This window comes from Caballeronia sp. A2-2, from assembly GCF_057612605.2.
Window position 1 is genome coordinate 2,322,163 of record NZ_CM172587.1, and the last position, 19,286, is coordinate 2,341,448.

Genomic DNA, 19,286 nt, shown 5'->3' on the forward strand with positions numbered 1-19,286 from the left:
TAACTTAAGCTGACGTTACACCTGCGGGACCAAAGCCCAGCAAGCGTTAGCGGGTAGCGCCAGCTTCTGAAAACCCTTGGAAATTTTTTCCCAAGCGTCTAGCCACATCGCCTTTCGCTCGTCATCCCGAGCACGTTCAATATTCACCGCAGCGACCACTTCAAACGGATTCAGTCCCAACGTATCTGCGATACGAAAACACGCGTAATCATCGAAAGTTTGCTTGCCGTTCCGCCATGCGCTAACGGTCGAACGAGTAACTCCCAGATACTTTGCTGCTGCGTAATCCGATTGCAAGTCAAGGCGCTCCTTGACCGCATCAAGCCACTGAACAGTGGTTTTCATAAGACCCCCATTGATTCAACCCAACGTCAGGGTATCCGAACGCTCCGACCGTCGCAACGTCTTGATGTCGGAACGTCCTGGCCTATTGACATGTCATGCGGTCAGAACTATTCTTCACACGTCACCCCGGCAGCCGGCCTTACCCACCGGTGCTAGTGCGACGGTGCTAGTCGCCGGGGCGACGCCTCAACGGCGGCATTCATCAATTGGGTAGAAACATGGGGGTAGTCAAATGCACGTTTCGCTGCAAAACACGCTTAGATCTTCGGCGCGCCTGCGCCAATCGCGGACGCTGGATTTCCGTGCCCGAATGGATGGAATTATCTTTAAAGTCTATAAGTGGACTTTTCTCGTCGGCTCTTGCTGTGAAGGGAGGGCGGTATGAAGCGACTGATCGCCAGTGTTGTCCTGCGAATCATTGGCCCGGCGCTCGATCTTCGGGATGAGCAAGAGGAGGCACAAGCGGCCGAGCAAGACCTCCAGCGTCTCGATCTCGCATCGCCCGCTCTTTCCAAATCGCTGAACAGAGATGATGAACGACTCCAAGCACCCGGATGCCGGCAGGTGATCGAGGACGCATATCGTGCGTATTGGTTGGCCCGCACTGCTGGGCATAAAGATTGGGAAGCCAAGGCACGAGGGGTGCCTGAAGCGGACGCGATGCTCATCTCAAGTGTCGGCCGAGCGGCTTTCGGTCAATCAAATATCGACGATATCGAGCTGCCAAGCGGTGAGGTTGGCGAGTGTTTCCGAGCGCGCATTCAACTCGCTACCAAGGCGCTCTGTCGCGCGCGTTCCTTTGATTGCGCAGATAGTCCGATAGCCCACATTCTTGAAGCACCTCGCGTAGACCTGCATGCAGATCGTCCGGAAATAGGGGTATCAAATGCGATTGAGGTGCGGGTATGAAAACCATCGTCAACGAACTGCGCGACGAGTTGCGCGCCGCGCACTTGATCATCCACAACGCGCTCGGCGTCGTGACGTTCGACCAGAAGACGAAGTGGGCAACGGCCAACCATCGCGCCGCTGTTATCGAGGAGTGGGAAGGCGTCACCCGCGCTCAGATCCGCGCGGCAGTGATTGGCGAGGACGCGCCTTTAATGCTGTGCCAGGAACTGTATCGGGCGCACGTGATCATCGCGAACATTTCGCGGTTGTTGTCACCGCATCAGAGTTCGCTTTGGTTCGCAGCGAACTATCGAGATGGTGTCTCTGCAGCGCAAAATCGAGAGCCTATTCGCGTCGATGCGCGCTTTGCCGTGTTGGTTCGCGCACTCGACATGGATTTGCCTCTGCAAGACGCGACCGATGATGGTGCATCGCACTCCTTGCCGAATACGGGCGTGAACGGCGTTGGCATATCCCGTATCTGTGGCGACAGCGCAAAATTCGACATGCACGCGTTCCTGCGTCGGCAACGGGCGTTTTCCGATCGCGTATTCGGACCAGGGCGTCGTACCGCTGGTGTCTGCGATCACATTCGCAAAGAACTGTTCGAGGTCGAGGCCGCACCTAACGACGTGACCGAGTGGATCGACGTGATTCTGCTTGGGCTCGACGGTGCCGCGCGCACGGGCGCGACGCCCGAACAGATCACGGACGCGCTCGCGGCGAAGTTGGAAACGAACGAGCGTCGCACGTGGCCGGACTGGCGCACGGCTAATTCAGATCGCGCGATCGAGCATCTTTCTGAAGGTGGGTGTGCCGCATGAATCAAATTTCACCGAACTCGGAATCGAAGCTTCCGCTACCGGCACAACCATTCTGACATCTCAGGCGCGCTAAGGCGTCTGCATCCTTGGGGATATCAAGCAATGAGAATCTATAGCATTCCTAACTGGGTGGAGGAAGAGAGACTCGCAATTGAGCGAGTGATCCGTGCAAGTAACGCGGAACACATGGCACGTCGGCGGACGTTTGATGAGTGTGAAGCCGACCGGCATGCAGTCGTTGCAAGCCGCTCCGAGTGCAAGCTTTCCTTCGTGCGATCAGTTTGATCATGCAGATCAGCCGTCAAATAGAACCGGGCATTACCGAATTTGGCCCGTACTACAACACGGAAGCCGTGCGCGGCGGATATTTTGTCGCACGCGGTGTCGAGTTCCACTGGTATGAAGAACCGGGCAATGACATTTCCGAGCACTTCAAGACGCGCGACTGGGCATTGCAGGATGCTCGCGATCTTGTTCGCAAATCCGGGCAGGCGAGCGCATGAACAGCACTTTGCACAAAGCGTCCATCAAGGTCCCGCTCCTCACGTACTTTGGCAGCAAGTTTCGTATCGCTGAGTGGGTGTTGTCGCATCTGCCGCCGCACGAAACCTATGTCGAGCCGTTTGGTGGATCGGCTGCCGTCCTTCTGAGAAAGCCCCGTAGCCGCGTCGAGATTTACAACGATCTCGATGGCGAAATCGTGAATCTGTTTCGCGTGGTCCGTGACAATGCCATGCGCGCACGCCTGGTTGCGGCATTGGAGGCGACACCATACGCGCGCGCGGAATTTGACGATGCATGGCTCGTGACGGAGGAACCGGTTGAGCGCGCACGGCGGTTGTGCGTGCGGGCGCAGATGGGGTTCGGTAGCGGCGCAGCGACTCGCCCGCTGCACGCTCCGACAGGCTTTGCCTCGGACGTTTGGTCGGATGGGGCGGGGCAATGGTCCCGGTACCCGGCGCGTGTTGCTGCCGTCGGTGCCCGTCTGCAAGGAACCGTGATTGAGAACCTGCCCGCGACTTCTTTGATCGCGCGATGCGACGCGCCGGGTGTCTTGTTCTACGTCGACCCGCCGTATTTACCCGAAGTGCGCAAGGGTGTGTCCCGTGGTTTAGGGCGCGACTACCGGTGCGAAATGTCCCTGCTCGAACACGCCGATCTGCTTGCGGCGCTGGCGAATCTGAAGGGTATGGCGGTGGTGAGCGGGTACGCATCCGATATGTACGACGAGGCGCTCGCTGGCTGGGCGCGTTTCACGCGCAAGGCGCTTGCGAGCGGACGCAAAGGCTCGGTCACGCGAAACGAGGTGATATGGGTCTCACCGTCAGCCTGCGCCGCGCTGGATGTCATTCCCGATCTATCGAGCCCGCCGCGCACGGAGTTGTCCGATCAAGCCGAAGCCGCAGCAATGCGAGAGCTGCGGCCCTTGCTGCGCGACCTGTCGAAGCGCAGCCGTTCTGTTGCCAATTAGGAAGTCAATCCTATGAACCTAAAGCCCGAGAAAAGGCCGATGCCACTGTGGGCGATCTGGCTGATCGTAATTGTGGGCGTGCTCGCATGGTGCGGCGCGCATCCAGAAGATGAAGATGGTGTGCTGCCCGTATGGCCAGCTAAAGCGGAACGGCGGGTGTAGCGGGGCTGAATGGAAATGCAAAGGCCAACGGGAGCTCTCGTAGCGAAAGGTGCTGATGACGTGGCTTGGCAGCCGATATCGGTTCTGAAGCGTGAGAGCTCCCACCACATGGCAGTTGCAACCGGACAAGCCCATTACCGGTTGATGTCTCGTCGCGAGATCTATTGCGCAAGGCTAAACAAACACCGACAGGAGAGTTTGGTGGCGGATGTGTTGATAGAGGATGCACGGGATGTCGAAATTGTGCAATGCCGCAATCGCTTTATGGCGGCAGTGCGTGATGCGAGGCGAGGCGATTCAGGAAAGCTGAGCGCACTGGTCGAGCGTGTTCGGTCTCGCTTCGGGGATGCGGCAGCAGACATTCAGTACCGGGAATTGCAGTCGTACGTTCGAAGCCACAAGCCGGCATGAGCCGAAGAGTTTCACTTTGAGGAGCATTTATCCATGCATTCTCCGGCAATCGCATGAGCTACAGGCGTATTCCGACCGATGAGCAATGGGCCTCGAAGCGTCTATCAGGCATTCCGGTCCGCTGGCGCGATCGTATCACGCAGGAGTGGCGCAACCTGCGTGCGCTTCATCAGATCGACGCGCGCCGCACCGCGAACCTGTTTTTGCTGAATATCACTGATCGGCTCAACGCCCTACATTTGCCATTGAATGCCGACGACGATTTGATTCGCGATACGGCCAAAAAGAAGGCTCGCGAATGTTTGACGATGGCCTCTAAGATTACCGATGTAAAGAATCGGCGCGCGGTGTTGGAGGGCATGGTGCGCAGGTTCAATTGCGAGCCACCCAAGCCGATGCGAATCACGCGTAACGGCACGATCGCAGGCGTAATGGATAAGCCCGCAATTTTGCGCATGACCTGCGCGAAGTGGTGGCGCAAGGTGATTCGCGTCATGCACCGCAAATTCTTCGAGGCCGCCGCGATGCACCTTGGGTTCATCAACGCGAAGATGGGTTCGTACGTGAGTGACGAATCCGTCAGGAGGCGCGTGCAGCAGTGCAAGCGGACCCAAAAAATGCTTGAACGCACGCTCGCGATAAACGAAGAGGGCGCGTGTTTCTCGTTGGCCGATTTGCGTTCACGCTCGGTATCGAGTCCTGCGCTTAAACGCGGCGAACTGATGACGCGCATTAAAGGTTGCGAGGCCATCGCGCGCGAGCTCGGGCACATTGGCCTGTTCCTCACGGTGACGTGCCCTTCACGGATGCACAAGTTCACCAAGGGCAAACGATCCGCTCGATCAAAGGGGCGGTGGTATGTGAAGAACGTGCGCGAGAATCCGCGCTACGACGGCACGCTCCCGAACGAAGCGCAATCCTATCTATCGGCCATGTTCGCGCGTCTGCGTGCGTTCTTGGGCAATCGCGGCGTGAAGTGGTACGGCTTTCGTATCGCGGAGCCGAACCACGACGGCACGCCGCACTGGCACTTTCTGTTGTTCTTCGATCCGGTCCTTTTCCGTCGCCGCAAGGGCGTTCGCGCGCCAGGTCAACGCGGGCGAGTGAAAGACGTTTTCGTGCGCGACGAGCGCGCAGCGCTGTTGCCGCGCTTGTGCGCATGGGTACGGCGTTATGCGCTTGAGGACTCGCCGAATGAGCCGGGTGCGAAGCATCACCGCGTCGATTTCAAGCCGATCGACTGGGAGCGCGGAACAGCGGCGGGCTACATCGCAAAATACGTCGCGAAGAATATCGACGGGTACGGCGTGCAAGACGACATGCTCGGTAATGCCGGGCTGGAAACGGCGATACGTGTTGATGCGTGGGCATCGACGTGGGGCATCCGTCAATTCCAGCCAATTGGCGGACCACCTGTCACGGTGTGGCGCGAAGCGCGCCGACTCGACAAGGTGCCGGACGGCGCGCCTTCGGTGCTGGATGAAATGTACGAGGCCGTGAACAAGCTGCAATACAGCGATGGCGAAGTCGAGTCTGCGTCGTGGGCGAAGTATGTCAAGTCGAACGGCGGCATCTTCTGTCCTCGCGACGCTCGTCCGGTGCAGATTTACCGTGAGTACGATGCGCGGCTCAGTCAGTACGGCGAGCCTGTGGGCGATTGCATCAAAGGGCTGGAAGCCAGCGGCACGCGCTGCGAGCAAGACGGCATTGTGTTGCGTGAGAAGTTCGTCAGCATGGTGGTTCGCACGAACCGGCACACGTGGACGATCACGCCGCGTCGGCCGATCGATACTGAGATCGACCTTACACGTCATTCGAGCCGCAAGAGTTGGGAGTTGGGAATGGGGTTGGCGCGCGAAGCGCGCCCTTGGACTCGTGTCAATAACTGTACGCAGAGCCCCACGCCCGAATCTAGTGACGTGGACGACTGGATTGCCGATTACGATCACGCGGATAGCGCAGAGCGCGCGGGATGCGTCGCGGCGGCGACAAATTCGTTGCGAACGTCCGAAGTTGCGGATGGGGATGCGCATCCCCATCTGCGTACGGGACCGGCTGCACGCAATGTCGAGCAAATTCACGTGAGTCCCGATGACGTGCGGGATTGGCTGGCGGATTACGCGCTTGCGGAGGCGAGAGGCCGCCCCTCGATTTGGGCGCGCGCAAAGCTATCGGAGGTGCGATGAGCGGATGCGTCCAACAGCCGCGCACGATGGTCATGGAGTGCCCGTCGTGTGGCGAGGAAATGGAGGTGCGGCACAGCGAGCAGCTCGGCGTCCTGCTACGCCGCTTGTATTTCTGCTGTGAGTCGTGCGGATATCGCGCTCCGGCCAGTTTCGAAATCCTATTTTCGCTGTCACCCGCGCAGGCTCCGGATCCGCAAGTTGTACTGGAGGTTCATACGGGGGTTGCGCCTGGGCTGCGTGGGCCAGTAAATTCGCGCACCACCAAACGCTTACGGGGGGTGTCGTGAGGTTCTCGATTGCTTGTCCGCATTGCGGCTCGCGTTCAATCTCACGCGCGATGGAGAAGCTTTCCGATACTGCGTGGCTGATCGATTTTCAGTGCGACAACGTGCGGTGTGGTCACGCGTGCCGCACGCGTATCGATTTGATCCCGCCTGTCGTCCCGATTCCAAAACTGGGGCGGCGGCAAACGCTCCCGCTATTCGCAGACGCTGACCTTGGCGATGAGGCGGTTTTCGTCAGCGGCCGCGCAACGCGTCAACTTGAAGAAGGGGAATGACCGTGGAAAGGCAGTCAATTGAACAGGGCGTGCTTGATCTCGTCGCTGGCAATGTCAAACAGGTAGTCGCTCCGTATCGGCAAGGCTCCGTTGACATCTACATGGTCTCGCTCGATGCGATCCGACTGCGGCCCGCCTTCAACGAAGCCCGTTCATCGGACCCGGAGTACGGGCAGCATATCCGCGAGCTGGCGGACTCGATCAAGGCAAACGGGTTCTATCGACACAAACCGTTGACCGTGCTCGCCGCGGCGGATGGATTTCTGTATCTGTCGGACGGTCACTCGCGATTCGCAGCGTTGGAGCTGGCGAACGAAGAGGGCGCGGGAATTGAGGCTGTGCCTGTCGTGAACGAAGCCAGGGGCACGACAGAAGAGGATCGAATTGTCGGGCTGATCACGAACAACAGCGGCAAGCGTTTAACGCCGTATGGGGAGGGGTTGGTCTGCAAGACGCTAATCGGTCGCGGCCTTTCTGAGAAGGAGATCTCACGCCGTACGGGTTTCCACCTGGCGAAAGTATCGAACGTGCTGTCGCTCGTTGGCGCGCCTAAACCGATTCGCGACATGGTGACGAGCGCAAGGTGTCGGCGACGACAGCCATCAAGCCAATGCGCCAGCATGGCGCGGATGCTGTCGCCGCGCTTGAAGAGGGCGTGAAGAAGGCTGGTGTGGCTGGGAAGTCAAAGGTGACGCCCCGTATGGTCGAGTTGTCAAAGCCCATCGAGTCCACGACGGTTTCGGTATTCGATGCCGTTCGATTGGACTGGCTAGCTTCGCGATGTGGAGATGTGAGCATTCAAGTGTCGCCGGCAAAAGGCAGTGCACTCCAGAGGCTTATTGAGGTTATCCGCGTCAATGATGGCGCATGCATCGGAAAGGGGCAGGACCTCCGCGCCGCGCTTGATGCGGCCCGCGAGGACGCGAAGGATGCATCGTGATGGCCTACATCCTCGTTCTCATCCATGTAGAGCGATCGTGACGGGGCGGGCTTCCAGTCCGATCAAGATTTATGTGAGCGGGCGCCCCATGCTCTCGCGATCGTGGGTCTATTGCGATATTTGAAGCTTCAAACCTGAGTGATTACGCTGCCTCTACGGCAATCGAAATCTCTTGCCCGATGTAATCTTTTTTGGGGGTATGCCACGTTTGTTGCACTTCGCCAAATAACTTTCGATTGCTTCGATCAAAGCGGAAAGGAGATTGGAGATAGTCTCGCCGTGAAAAGCTAATCACGCGCAGTCCCGAAGTTCGGGTCGGCAGACACAGATGTTGTCGCGGGGTTCATGCACGACGCGCGCAATATTAACGCGATGTGGAGTGCTTGATGCGTTAGTCGACGGAATACTTCGAGCGTTAGAGCGTCAGTCGAGATTACATGGCCTTAAGTTCGCTGAGCAAGTTTTAGTTACGATCCAACATTGTCTGTTGCTTTACGAAAGAGAGAGACGGCTTCGCTTTCCCAGTTTTATATCGTTAGAAGGCATTTGCGCCACCTCCGAGAGTCTCGGCTGTCTGCCGTTGATTCAGATGCCGTTTCATCCGAACCGTCGCCACAATATACTGCGGATCTACGAAATCCGCGTTTACCTCACGCCGAAAGCTGCCGATCAGCCCGACATATCGGTCATTATGTAGTCGGTCTAAAACGACCTCACCGCCCGCGTCGGGTTCTATGCCTTTTTTGGTCTTGTCCTCTTATGCGGGATGCCAATGTCGAGGCACATCTATGATGTGCCTGCGTTTGCATGAAATCACGAACATTAACTACCAAGCATTATCATGCAAGCTGCTTTACATCAGCATATAAAGCTCGAAGATGCGCCGAACCCATATCCAATATTGGCTCATACATGAATGAGTTCAAGTGAATATTTTCGGGGGTCATAAGGTTCACTTGCTCGAGCACCTCAATCTCTTCCGAACTGCCATGCGCATCCTTCTTATACTCTCTCAACAATTCAATCGTCTGGTTTTGACTTATTCCATCAACAAAATCTTGATTGTTTATTCTCCTGATCATGTGCTTTTCGGCAATCAGGCGAATTGCTATAGAAATCACAATCTTATTTTCAAGTTCAATGTGATTCTCCTCGCTAAGTGCGACTTTTTCAGCTTCCTCTAAGATAACATTGAACACGATTTTATCGGGAGGGATAAGGTGCAACGCGGCTTTATCCGCTAGGATTTTCTTATAGATTGTGCACAAATGATCGAGAGTAATTGTTTCGGTGTTTGCTTTAATGTGCAACAACGATGTAAGCGTCAAATAGTCTGCGCTGTGTCCACAATATTCGGCAAGATTACGCACGAACGGTATTGCTGAGATACAGTACGACGGCTCCTGCAATCTTTTTTTCCAAAAAATAAAGGGATTATGTTGGTATTTCTCTTCAGATAGGGTCAATTTGCGCCCACTCTTGGATGCCATAAGCTTGCACGGTCTTTTTAAATTCAACCGCCCGCTAATGCTTCTATAGAAATCGAAATTATGAGAAAGAAAAATGCAGTAAAATTTTCCGGAGTTCGCAATATCTTTCAGATATTCTATGATCGCATATTTGTTCTTATAGTCAAATGAATCGGCAATGTCATCGACTAGCAGGATCGTATTGCCATCACGCTTCATCCTAGTTTGAATTTCGAACAGAATATTCAAGATGTATAATGCACGCTTCTCACCTTGGCTAAGCACTTTCAACAAGGAATCTCGCATAACCTCGCCTTCGCGCTCTCCATCCGAAAACTTGAATGCAATAGACGGCTTCGTTCCCTTCAAGATTACGTCTTCCTGATTCGAAACAGACATCGTAAAAGGTACAAAGAATCGCTTATTAAATGTCGCTACAACTTTTTCCCAGTCTGTCCGCTCCTCTCTCGCCTGTTTGATTGCTTCATTAATCGTAACTTTCCCCGCTTTGTATTGATCCATAAACTGATCAAACAAATCCTTTTGATTAACAAGATAGGCAATCCAGATAGTCTTCTGTAGTTGCTTGAAATTTTTAAGCTCAGGCAAGATCTCCTGGTTGTCGAATAGATAGTCTCGAAATTTCCGTAATTCGGCGTTCTGGATCTTCTTATCGATCGCATCAAACTTGCCGGCAAGCTCTTTGTCGGTGAAAATCCTATGCCTTTCCTCCTCGATCTTCTGCGTCAGTTCAGCAGCAGAACCAACTTCCTTCTTTCCGCTTTTAGTATTCAAATTGACAGTATGCTTCGCGGCGAAGAAGCCATTATCGCTGAGCTGCTTATTTACGGCTGCCGCACTATAGTGATTAAACTTTTTGCTGAGAACGTCCGATTTAGAAACGAGGTCATTGTATCGCTGGATATATTCTTCGATCTGATCTTTGATGGTGCCAGACTCGAGGAGGGCAACGGTCTTTTCGTTAAAAATTTCAGAATAGACGAGATCTGCAAGCTTGCTCGGAGGCGTATCTGCAACCGTTTGCTCCAACGACTCAAATACCTCGGCGACACTATTTGAACCGAAAGACTTCAAGAATTCGGCTTCAGGTGTGATGGTCCGGCCATTCAGGCCAGACAATTGTTTAAGCTTGGTGAAGAGTATGTTAAGTTTTTCGGAAATCTGATTAAGCGCATCATCATATTGTTTTTTTATAGCACTATTAACCAACAATAGAGAAGTGCTATCCGAAGAAAATTCTTGATTATAGGGTTCTATCACGAATATGGACCCGGGAACGACGCTGACCCCAGCAGCATCGGTAATTGTGCTACTTGACGCGCGATCCGGAAATATAAGATCAACTGGTGGTTTCCCATTGGCATGGTCATCAAAGGTTTTTGAGAGAGAAGTCTTCATAAATCCGTTCGGCGCGTAGATCGCATAGCCGCTGCCGGATGTGAAGTCGAAGCAATGGGTCAACTCACTGATGCCGTAGCAGTTCTTCAAATCGATGTTCAGCTTCATAGTTCCCTCTCAAAGAATCTATTGATTTTGACGAGCTCTTATATAACATGAAAGACGCGTTGGATAACAAAAAAGCTTCCGATTGGTGGTTAGCGCCGGTTCTTACCGGAACGATCGTAAGATGCCAACCGTGAAACATGGCAAGCTAGCCCAACAAGCAAGCGAGAAAAGCGCCACTGCCTAATGCAGAGATTTTGCACTGTGCCGAGCGAACCATAACAACGCCTATTCGCAGGGTTATCAAATGCCGGAGAAGGACGACGGAACGCTGGGTGCCGTCTTCTCCACAAATGCCTTCACGTCGGCGTCGTCAGGCGGACTGGTAGACAAGATGCGACTGATTAAATGCTCAGGATCCGCCACCTCTCGCTTTAGTTTTTGCCACTCTTCCTTGAGGATCGCCTTGGTGTATATCTGAGCGAGCTGCAAGCGCTGATCAATGTTGTCGTAGGCGCACCGGTTCGCGTATTCGTGGTTGCTGGCATTAACAGCGATCACGCGAAGCGTGGCCCGAACCCTATATAGGCCTTCGACAAGTTCCCGATGACTCACTTCTTCACCATTCAACCGCAGCATAATGCGCGTTAGGAGTTGGGCGTGCAAACTGTCACGCTCGGCAATGTATTCCTCAAATTTGCGGACTTCTTCTTTGTAGACTTCCAGCTCGCTGGGCACACTAGGTGGCCCGTATTCATCCCACCTGTTTCCAAGTCTGCTGAACACCCGCTTCCACCCCTCTAACATCTCTACCGTCAACGCAGAGTAGAGCGATACGTCGTCTTGAAGGTCGTTTATCCAAGCTTGGCGTTTGTCCGCGATGAACGTAGCTGCTGTGCGTGCTGTCGACGTACGCTGAACGTCAAGGGCAGCGGCAGCTTGCTTGAACTGATTGGCCGCTTGCGCGATAACCTGGCTGCGACTCTTCAGCGCGAGATAGATATTGCCCACGATGCTGCAAAGCGCTGTAGCAACTGAACCTATAATTGCCCAGCCCGCCGTATGGAGGCTACTCATGAAGTTGAAGGTGAGTTTAAACGCTCTCACTATAGCTTGGGTTGCCGCGATAATCTTCCCCGACTGGCTTTAACGGCGCATCCTGAATAGCCTTGCCTACGCCGCTTGATGTTCTCCATCCCCAATTCGTAGGTGTTCGCCTGGCCATTCAATCGCCGCACGCGCGCTCCGGGCCGTAAGCGCCAAGAATTTCACCCAAACGCGCCTTATCGCATCCTCACCCGAGGACCACACCGGCAAAACACCGGGTCTCAGGCGCAGCGTTGATGCGCGCATCACAGGCATGACAGGTCGCAGTCTTTGATGCTCATCGGCTGCTCGCGTGTATTCGTATTCCTAATCGAATCATCCGTTTGAAGTTTGGTGAGCTGGGGCGCCTGCCAGACTCGTTTTCAGCATTTGGTGTTTCAGATTTAGATGATTTTTTGACAAAGGGTGATCTCAAGCTACGCGTCTGTTCGACTACAGAGGTGGCCGCCGACATTCGTCAGCATGATCCGCCATGTGATGATTGCTGTAAGCCAACGGCGGGAAGAATGAGTCGATAGAGGCGGTAGCGGCATGGCGCTGCGAGGGCGCGGCCGAAGCCCCTGAGTGTCTTTGTGCCAACCACTGGACTCATGTACAGCAAGCGGTGCTGCTTTGCTCGAGCTTGTCTGTCGGGTGTGAGGTTCGCGCAACATTAAAAATCGCAGTCCCCTCCGCGCCTGCCCTCCAAAACAAAATGCCACTACCAGACGCAAGCCGTTGGTGAGGCGCAGGCCGGTACGACGCGGGTTTCGGCGATTTTCTGGGAAATTTCCAGACGCAATCTGACGTGCGGCGTGCGGGTCCAGACGCAGGCTCGAAAATCTGAGCTTGACCAGTGCCGGTGCGACGAGTGGCGGGGGACACGACGCTCATTGTCGAGCGAGCGTTAGGCGTCGCATGCTGCGCACGAACGCCCCGACACGTTCGCCTAAAGGCGGCGATGCTCGCGCAACGCGCAACCGTCTCACGCGCGCTCATGTTCTCGCTCTTAGGATCGATTGGACGCGGTTGTGGCGGGCGGCACGGCGTATTCCTCAAACCGGACGATTTCTTCCTCGGCCCATTCGTTGATCGACAGAAATTTTTGCTGCAACGGTCGAATTTCGTTGTAGCCGAACACCCGTGCGGCGGTGTCGGCCGCACCGAATCCGCCCGTATTGCTCGGCACGATGCCGATTAGTTGGGGTGGCACCCGGTGGGCGGCGAGACTGTCGTCGCGCGTAATATTTTTTATATTAAAAAACTCGTCCTTAGCGGCCACTTCGGATATCGGAATCAATTCGAGCGAGCCCTTGTTACCGTTGCCGTCGCGGCTGGCTGAATGGACGAACAAGTTTCGGAAGTTGCCAAGATTCTTGGTTTCGCGTAGCTGCTGACGGATCGCGTCGACGTCCTCTGGATCGACCGATGGATCGTTCAGGTACAGGATGAAACCGGCATGCGATCCGTTCGCGTAGTAGCGACGGCGGAACAATGTCGCGGACTCGTTGAGCCAGGCCGATTGAAGTGACGCGATGTACTCGGGCATCCCATACACCTCCTGGTTCACATCGGGCTCGGCGAGCTGGAACACCGAACCGCGCCCGAAGGTGTGGACGAGCTGGTATCCGTCCACCAGCGCCACGCGTTCGAGATCAGTCATCCGACGCGTGTATTTCGCCACGGTCGGCCGATAGTTGATTGCTTTATCTACAAAGTTGGTTTCGCGTTCAAGATAGGCCTCGCCAAAGGTTAGGTAATCGAGTGCCAGGCGGCTGAACGATCCGCGCGAAAATCGCTTGTGCGGGATGAATGTCGATGCAAGCACGTTGCGCTTGAAATACAGGGCGGAGGCATGATGGGTGCCAGCGCGAAGCGATTTAGCCAGTCCGGTTCGACAGATTGGTGGCTCGAAATAGCCGTTGATCGTCCACAGCTCCCGATAGTCGAAAATGTCGGACGCTTCAAGCGCGGTGGCGGCTTCGCCGAACTCGAATGTAGTAATCGAGCTAAGTGTGTCGCGCGCAGCGATTTCGCTGGCGCTGCTGATCGAGGTGAGGGGCATTAATAAAACTCCACAGTGCTGCGAGCGCGGGTCGCGCCTTCAAGCGGTTCGTTGTCGAGCGCATGCATGCAGGCCCAGGCCAAATCCGCGTGGCCGATCTCCTGGCTGCGTGCCGCGGTGTAGGTGAGCTTGCTGCCGCTCGGGGTCATCGCTCGCCGAATCGACATGAACGACTGCACCAGGTCCGTGTAGCTGGCGTCGAACTCGAGTCGCTGGTTGCCGATGACTGATTGCGCCTTCAGAATCAGTCGCGTCTTGAGTTCCGGCGAATATTGCAATGCATAAGTTCGCGGAAAGAACTGCTGAACAAGACGATATAGGCCGTAACCGACGCCGGTTGCGTCGACCGTGATCTTGGTGACGTTAAAGCGTCGGGTGATCTCGCGCACGTATTGCGCCTGTGTCTCGAAATCCTCGCCGCGCCAACGGTGACGTTCGAGCACGCGGAACTTGCCGCCGGGTTGGCTGGGTGGTGCGATCACCACGCATCCGGCCGCGTCGCCTTCGCTCGACAGCGCGGGGTCGTAGCCGATCCAGACGGGTCGCATGCCGAAGGGACGCGCCTCGTGCGGCTTCACGTCGGTCCAGGCTTCCCAGCTATCCACCATGCAGCGTTTCATCATGTCGAACGGGAACACGGACGCCGTGTCGTCGACGAATTCACACATATACAGGTTGGCGAAGTCGGCCGGGCTGTTGCTGTTGCGCTGCTCGTCGATATCGATCTTGTCGAAGCCTGCGGTTACCGCGTCTTCCACCGTAACGATCTGCCGCCACTGTCCGTCTGGGCATGACAGGCCGCGTGCGAGTGCGGTATGCGAAACATCGATTTCAACGCGCTTGTCAGCTGCACGTCCTTTGTTGAAGTGCGCGCCCGTCCAGAATTGATAAGCCTCGTGCGTCGTCGTGGATGGCGTCGAGAAGTGCGTCATGCGCAGGTGCTTGTGCGTGGCCATGCCTTGCGCGACCTTGTTGAGCGTCATGAAATTGCCGACCCAAAAATACTCGTCGAAGTACAGGTCGCCGTTATAGCTCTGTGCGGTGCGCGAGCTCGTGCCGAGAAAAATCATTTCCGCGCCGTTGGGCAAAATGATCGGGTCGCCCGTCAATTCCACTTCGGCCGCTTTCAAGGCGAAGCTCCGGATATAGCTCTTGAACACGTGAGCCTGCGCGCGGCTGGCCGACAGAAAAATCTGGTTATAGCCCGTCTCGAGGGCGCGCTCCAGCGCTTCCATCGAAAAGTAGAACGTCGCGCCGATCTGCCGCGACTTCAGAATGTTTCGACGGCGCATTGCGCGATTCATGTACCAGATGCGCTGATGACCGATTAGCCATTCTTTCACGGCATCGATCAGTTTTTGGCGCTGCTCGTCGGTCATCGCGTTGCGTTTGGGCCTGCGCCTTGGTGATTGCGGCGCGGCGTTTTCATCGTTCCCGCCGTCGGCGGAAGCGCGTGCGCTGCGCGCCTGAATCTTGCACATTCGCTCGATTTCGCGGCCGAGCAAATCGATCTCCTTGAAGTCTTTCGGATCCTTGTTCTCCTTCGTGATGAGCACGCGCATGCGCTGGTCGAGCGCGTCGCTAATTTTGTCGACGGACGTGGCCTGCTCCCACTTTCCGCGTTGCTTCCACGTCTCGACTGTCGAGCGCTTTTGCCCGATGTGTTCGGCAATAGCGGTGATTGTCCAGCCCGACCAGAACAGGTCGCGTGCGGCGCGGCGAACGGCTAGTTCGACTACTTGTGATCGGTCTGGGAAGGCGGAAAAGGGGTTTGCGATGGTCATGCGTCGAGCGTATCGCGCGCGAGAGCGCAGGCGTGAGCCCTTCAATTTGTGCTCAGACTTACTCGCCACGCGGCGCATTGAAGTGCGCTTGCTGCTCACGCACCATGCAACAAAAGCGGACTGGATCATGGAGGAAACACCATGCCTTTGAATTGGAAGCGGGTGGCTACGCAAGGCACGACGACGGACGGGCGCGAAATCACGCGTCAGCAGATTGAGGACATGGCGAGCACGTACGACCCGAGAACGAAAATCGGTGCACGCGTGTTCTGCGAACATATTCGCGGTATGGCACCCGATAGCCCGTTCCGTGCGTTCGGCGATGTGCGCGCATTGAAGGCTGAAGCGGTTGAGGACGGCAAGTTGGCGCTGTTCGCGAGGATCGATCCGACGGACGATCTAAAGGCGATGGCTAGAAGCCGTCAGAAAATCTATTCGAGTGTCGAGATCGATCCGAACTTCGCCGGTTCCGGCAAGGCGTATCTGGTCGGTCTGGGTGTGACCGACAGCCCGGCCAGTTTCGGTACCGACGTGCTGACGTTCGCGCAGCAGCATCCCGATCACTTTCGCTCGAAGAAACAACGCCCGGAAAACCTGTTCGCGGCGAGCGTCGAAATCGACACCGATTTTGGTGAAGCGGACAAAACAGAGGGCGCACCTGATCCGGTGACGTTCTTCAGCAACGTGCTCGCCAAGCTCGGTTTTAGCTCCCAAGCGAGCGGCAGCGCTCAGCCGGGTGCGGCGTCCTCGCCTACTGGCACGCAAGCAAAAACACCTGCCAGCACGTCAGCATCGGGCGCGGCGCAGAGCGCGCAGGCGTTCACGGTCGAGCAACTCGCCCACGCGTTCCATCAGGTCCAGCTTGAGGCGCAGGGCGAGGCTGCGGACAAAGCCGTGAGCGATCGCCTCGACAGATTCGAACAACAATTTTCCGATTTCGTGAAGAAGATGGAAACGGTGCAGTTCAGTGCGCCGCGCCCGGCCGTTACCGGTGCTGGCGGCACGGGCGAATTGACCGACTGCTGATCGTGGTAGTCGCGGACCACTCAACACAAGCACAGAACACACGCACAGAACACGAGGAATCGACATGACACCGATTGCACGCGCAGCGATCGAAGCGTATTCGCAGCAGATCGCGAGACTGAACGGCGTATCGGACGCGGCGAAGAAATTCGCCGTCACGCCGTCGGTCCAGCAAACGATCGAAAAGCGCATTCAGGAATCGGATGAGTTCCTGAGGGGCGTCAACATGATCGGCGTGACCGCGCAGCAGGGCGAGAAGCTGGGCCTGTTGATCGGCACGACGATCGCGAGCACGACGGACACAACCAAGCAGGAGCGCGAGCCTATCGATCCGCACGATTTCGACCCGAACGGATATTTTGCGTCGCAGACGAACTTCGATACGCAGATGCGTTACGACCTGCTCGATGCGTGGGCGCACCTGAATGGCTTTCAGGCGAAGTTGCGCGACATGCTGATTCGTCAGCAAGCGCTGGATCGCATTCGCATCGGCTTTAACGGCAAGACGCGTGCGGCTACCTCGGACCGGTCGAAAAATCCGGTGTGTGAGGACGTGAACGTCGGCTGGCTGGAGAAATACCGTCTGTATGCACCCCATCAGGTCCTGAAAGACGAGATTGTGGTTGGCAAAAAGGGCGCGCACTATCAAACGCCCGACGCGCTCGTCTTCGAGGCGGTCAATTCAATGGTCGCGCCGTGGCACGCGAGCAACCCCGATCTGGTTGTGATGTGTGGCCGGGAAACGATGCTCGACCGCTACTTCATCACGCTCAACGCCGACAATCGCCCGGTCGACCAGATTGCGGCCAATCTGATTGTGAGCCAGCAACGCATGGGCGGCCTTAAAGCGGTGCGCGTGCCGTTCATGCCGAGCGGCAAGCTGTTCATTACGCCGCAGCAAAACCTGTCGATTTACTGGCAGATCGGAGGCCGACGCCGCTCGATCATCGACAACCCGAAACGCGACCGCTACGAGTTCTTCGAATCGAGCAACGAAGCGTACGTGGTCGAGGACTACAGCGCGGGCTGTTTGATCGACAGCGTAACGTTCGCGGGCAGCGCGCCTCAGGCCTCCGAGAATCAAGCGGATTGAGGCGCGCCATGGTTCGAGACACGCCGATTTCCCGTCACCTGAAACAGGTCGCGGCACTGCACACGTCGAGCGCATCGGCCAGCGCGGGCCGCCAACACGCCCGCGCGCAGGACCTGATGCGCGCGAAACTCGCGTCCGATCAAATGCGCCTGAAGGACACGCGCTCGATCGCGCGCAAGATCGACATCAAGCGTGAAATCTTGCCGGACTACGCGCCGTACGTCGCCCAGGCGCTGTCGAGCGACGAAGGCGGGCAGGACGACGTGCTGGTGACAGTGATGGTCTGGATGATCGACGCCGGCGACTGGCGCGGCGCGCTCGATATCGCGGCCTATGCGATTCGTCATGGGTTGCAGATGCCCGCCACGTTTGAGCGCACGCTTGCGGCGACGCTCGCCGAAGGATTCGCCGACGCGGTGGGTGTGAACGCGGACATGCTCGCCGAAGTGATTGCGCTGGTCGGCCCATTCGATATGGTCGACCAGATCAAGGCGAAACTGAACAAGGCATACGGGCTGGCGATCGAGGCCAGCAACCCGAGCGGCGCGCTGGAGGCGTTGACAGACGCGCTGGCACTGAACGACCGGATTGGCGTGAAACGCGACATCGCCCGCATCGAGGCGACGCTCGCGTCGCAAGCGCCCCCGTCCGATTCGCTAGCGAGGGAATCGGATGCGTAACGAGTCCCTCGCGACAGGGCGGCACGCGTGCCGGGCGGCAAGCCTGGCGCTTAGCCGATCGGCACGCGTCCACCGCCCACCGAACTGTGCACGGCACTGTCCACCCTTCACAAAGGGGCGGCGATGAACGATTTCGTCTCTGTTGCGCCGACTTCAGCGCACACGGCGCCTGATCCGAATGCGCCGCGCGGCGACTCGATCCTCAAGGGCGATGGCTGGTATCCGGATATCGATCTGCAAGACGTGCGCGACGTTTTGCGTCTGGATGGCACGGTCACGCACGCGCGGCTCTTCGATGCCGTGGTCGAGGGCATCGCCCATGCGGGCGATGTGCTGCAAGCGTGGCGCGCGAGATGTGAGGCGAGCGGCGCGGCCGATCTGGCGGCAACTCACCCTCGTCAGGTCGCGGGCGAAAGCGTGCAGGTGCGCCGCTATCGGCGTGCGGTGTACGGCTGGGCGCATGCGTTGGTGTTGGAGCGGTATCGCGGCTACGACACGTCGCAGAGCGGCACACGCCGAGTCGATGCCGTGGCGTTGTCGCAGGATGAGGCGCGCCGGGATGCGTATTGGGCGCTGGGCGATATCGTCGGGCGGCGCAGATTAACGGTCGAGGCGATTTGATGAAGGTTCGTACGCTGCAAGACGAGTCTGCCGACGCGCTGTGCTGGCGCATCTACGGCCGCACCGATGGCCTGGTCGAGGCGGTCCTGGAGGCCAATCCGGGCCTGGCCGAGTGTGGCGTGCTGCTGCCGATCGGCCTGGAGATCGACATGCCGGACCCGGCGGGCGTGGCGGGAACAGCGCCGCTCGTGCAGCTATTCGATTGAGGT

General features: G+C 56.9%; 20 protein-coding genes. 14 read left to right on the plus strand and 6 right to left on the minus strand.

The annotated features are described in order from the left end of the window. Nucleotides 1–15: 15 nt before the first annotated feature. Complete coding sequence (locus tag ACZCWR_RS11020) at nucleotides 16–345, minus strand: helix-turn-helix domain-containing protein (protein WP_487300794.1); 330 nt, start codon at nucleotides 343–345, stop codon at nucleotides 16–18. Nucleotides 346–726: 381 nt separating this feature from the next. On the opposite strand from ACZCWR_RS11020, the gene ACZCWR_RS11025 reads away from it, so the two are divergent. From ACZCWR_RS11025 to ACZCWR_RS11065, 9 genes are all read left to right on the plus strand, one after another. Further along, nucleotides 727–1,254: a hypothetical protein gene (locus ACZCWR_RS11025; RefSeq protein WP_487300795.1), complete on the plus strand. Its 528-nt coding sequence runs from the start codon at nucleotides 727–729 to the stop codon at nucleotides 1,252–1,254. Between the two features lie 71 nt (nucleotides 1,255–1,325). Then, nucleotides 1,326–2,060 (plus strand): dATP/dGTP pyrophosphohydrolase domain-containing protein, encoded by a 735-nt coding sequence (locus ACZCWR_RS11030; protein ID WP_487300796.1) that lies wholly within the window; start codon nucleotides 1,326–1,328, stop codon nucleotides 2,058–2,060. Nucleotides 2,061–2,347: 287 nt separating this feature from the next. After that, nucleotides 2,348–2,563, plus strand: a complete 216-nt coding sequence (locus ACZCWR_RS11035) for a hypothetical protein (RefSeq protein ID WP_487300797.1) — start codon at nucleotides 2,348–2,350, stop codon at nucleotides 2,561–2,563. Continuing rightward, complete coding sequence (locus ACZCWR_RS11040) at nucleotides 2,560–3,531, plus strand: DNA adenine methylase (protein ID WP_487300798.1); 972 nt, start codon at nucleotides 2,560–2,562, stop codon at nucleotides 3,529–3,531. The genes ACZCWR_RS11035 and ACZCWR_RS11040 overlap by 4 nt, the downstream gene beginning before the upstream one ends. Before the next feature lie 626 nt (nucleotides 3,532–4,157). Beyond that, nucleotides 4,158–6,290, plus strand: coding sequence for a replication endonuclease (locus tag ACZCWR_RS11045; RefSeq protein ID WP_487300799.1), 2,133 nt, complete (start codon nucleotides 4,158–4,160; stop codon nucleotides 6,288–6,290). A gap of 32 nt (nucleotides 6,291–6,322) precedes the next feature. Next, nucleotides 6,323–6,577, plus strand: a complete 255-nt coding sequence (locus tag ACZCWR_RS11050) for an ogr/Delta-like zinc finger family protein (RefSeq protein ID WP_487303309.1) — start codon at nucleotides 6,323–6,325, stop codon at nucleotides 6,575–6,577. After that, nucleotides 6,574–6,849, plus strand: coding sequence for an ogr/Delta-like zinc finger family protein (locus ACZCWR_RS11055; protein ID WP_487300800.1), 276 nt, complete (start codon nucleotides 6,574–6,576; stop codon nucleotides 6,847–6,849). Before ACZCWR_RS11050 ends, ACZCWR_RS11055 begins: the two co-directional genes overlap by 4 nt. Next, a complete protein-coding gene (locus tag ACZCWR_RS11060) occupies nucleotides 6,846–7,508 on the plus strand; it encodes a ParB/RepB/Spo0J family partition protein (protein WP_487300801.1) in 663 nt (220 codons plus the stop codon). The genes ACZCWR_RS11055 and ACZCWR_RS11060 overlap by 4 nt, the downstream gene beginning before the upstream one ends. Further along, on the plus strand, nucleotides 7,505–7,789 hold the full coding sequence (locus tag ACZCWR_RS11065) for a hypothetical protein (protein ID WP_487300802.1): 285 nt from the start codon (nucleotides 7,505–7,507) through the stop codon (nucleotides 7,787–7,789). The genes ACZCWR_RS11060 and ACZCWR_RS11065 overlap by 4 nt, the downstream gene beginning before the upstream one ends. 535 nt (nucleotides 7,790–8,324) lie before the next feature. On the opposite strand, the gene ACZCWR_RS11070 is transcribed toward ACZCWR_RS11065, so the two are convergent. The 5 genes from ACZCWR_RS11070 to ACZCWR_RS11090 form a co-directional block, all read right to left on the minus strand. Continuing rightward, nucleotides 8,325–8,525, minus strand: coding sequence for a type II toxin-antitoxin system MqsA family antitoxin (locus ACZCWR_RS11070; RefSeq protein ID WP_487303310.1), 201 nt, complete (start codon nucleotides 8,523–8,525; stop codon nucleotides 8,325–8,327). Between the two features lie 103 nt (nucleotides 8,526–8,628). Further along, on the minus strand, nucleotides 8,629–10,785 hold the full coding sequence (locus ACZCWR_RS11075; RefSeq protein WP_487300803.1) for a hypothetical protein: 2,157 nt from the start codon (nucleotides 10,783–10,785) through the stop codon (nucleotides 8,629–8,631). Nucleotides 10,786–11,025: 240 nt separating this feature from the next. Continuing rightward, nucleotides 11,026–11,733: a hypothetical protein gene (locus tag ACZCWR_RS11080; protein ID WP_487300804.1), complete on the minus strand. Its 708-nt coding sequence runs from the start codon at nucleotides 11,731–11,733 to the stop codon at nucleotides 11,026–11,028. Nucleotides 11,734–12,817: 1,084 nt separating this feature from the next. Further along, nucleotides 12,818–13,873 carry a phage portal protein gene (locus ACZCWR_RS11085; protein ID WP_487300805.1) on the minus strand — a complete coding sequence of 352 codons (1,056 nt, stop codon included), beginning with the start codon at nucleotides 13,871–13,873 and terminating at the stop codon, nucleotides 12,818–12,820. Then, nucleotides 13,873–15,657, minus strand: coding sequence for a terminase large subunit domain-containing protein (locus ACZCWR_RS11090; RefSeq protein WP_487303311.1), 1,785 nt, complete (start codon nucleotides 15,655–15,657; stop codon nucleotides 13,873–13,875). Before ACZCWR_RS11090 ends, ACZCWR_RS11085 begins: the two co-directional genes overlap by 1 nt. Nucleotides 15,658–15,798: 141 nt before the next feature. Here ACZCWR_RS11090 and ACZCWR_RS11095 point away from each other — a divergent pair, with 141 nt between their 5' ends. The 5 genes from ACZCWR_RS11095 (at nucleotide 15,799) to ACZCWR_RS11115 (ending at nucleotide 19,283) form a co-directional block, all read left to right on the plus strand. Next, the gene (locus tag ACZCWR_RS11095) at nucleotides 15,799–16,683 is read left to right on the plus strand and encodes a GPO family capsid scaffolding protein (RefSeq protein WP_487300806.1); all 885 of its coding nucleotides are present in this window, start codon (nucleotides 15,799–15,801) and stop codon (nucleotides 16,681–16,683) included. Between the two features lie 64 nt (nucleotides 16,684–16,747). Beyond that, nucleotides 16,748–17,776, plus strand: a complete 1,029-nt coding sequence (locus tag ACZCWR_RS11100) for a phage major capsid protein, P2 family (protein WP_487300807.1) — start codon at nucleotides 16,748–16,750, stop codon at nucleotides 17,774–17,776. Nucleotides 17,777–17,784: 8 nt separating this feature from the next. Continuing rightward, on the plus strand, nucleotides 17,785–18,456 hold the full coding sequence (gpM, locus tag ACZCWR_RS11105; RefSeq protein WP_487300808.1) for a phage terminase small subunit: 672 nt from the start codon (nucleotides 17,785–17,787) through the stop codon (nucleotides 18,454–18,456). Nucleotides 18,457–18,579: 123 nt separating this feature from the next. Next, entirely contained in the window at nucleotides 18,580–19,077 is a 498-nt protein-coding gene (locus ACZCWR_RS11110) for a head completion/stabilization protein (RefSeq protein WP_487300809.1), read from the plus strand. After that, on the plus strand, nucleotides 19,077–19,283 hold the full coding sequence (locus tag ACZCWR_RS11115; RefSeq protein ID WP_487300810.1) for a tail protein X: 207 nt from the start codon (nucleotides 19,077–19,079) through the stop codon (nucleotides 19,281–19,283). The genes ACZCWR_RS11110 and ACZCWR_RS11115 overlap by 1 nt, the downstream gene beginning before the upstream one ends. Nucleotides 19,284–19,286 lie beyond the last annotated feature (3 nt).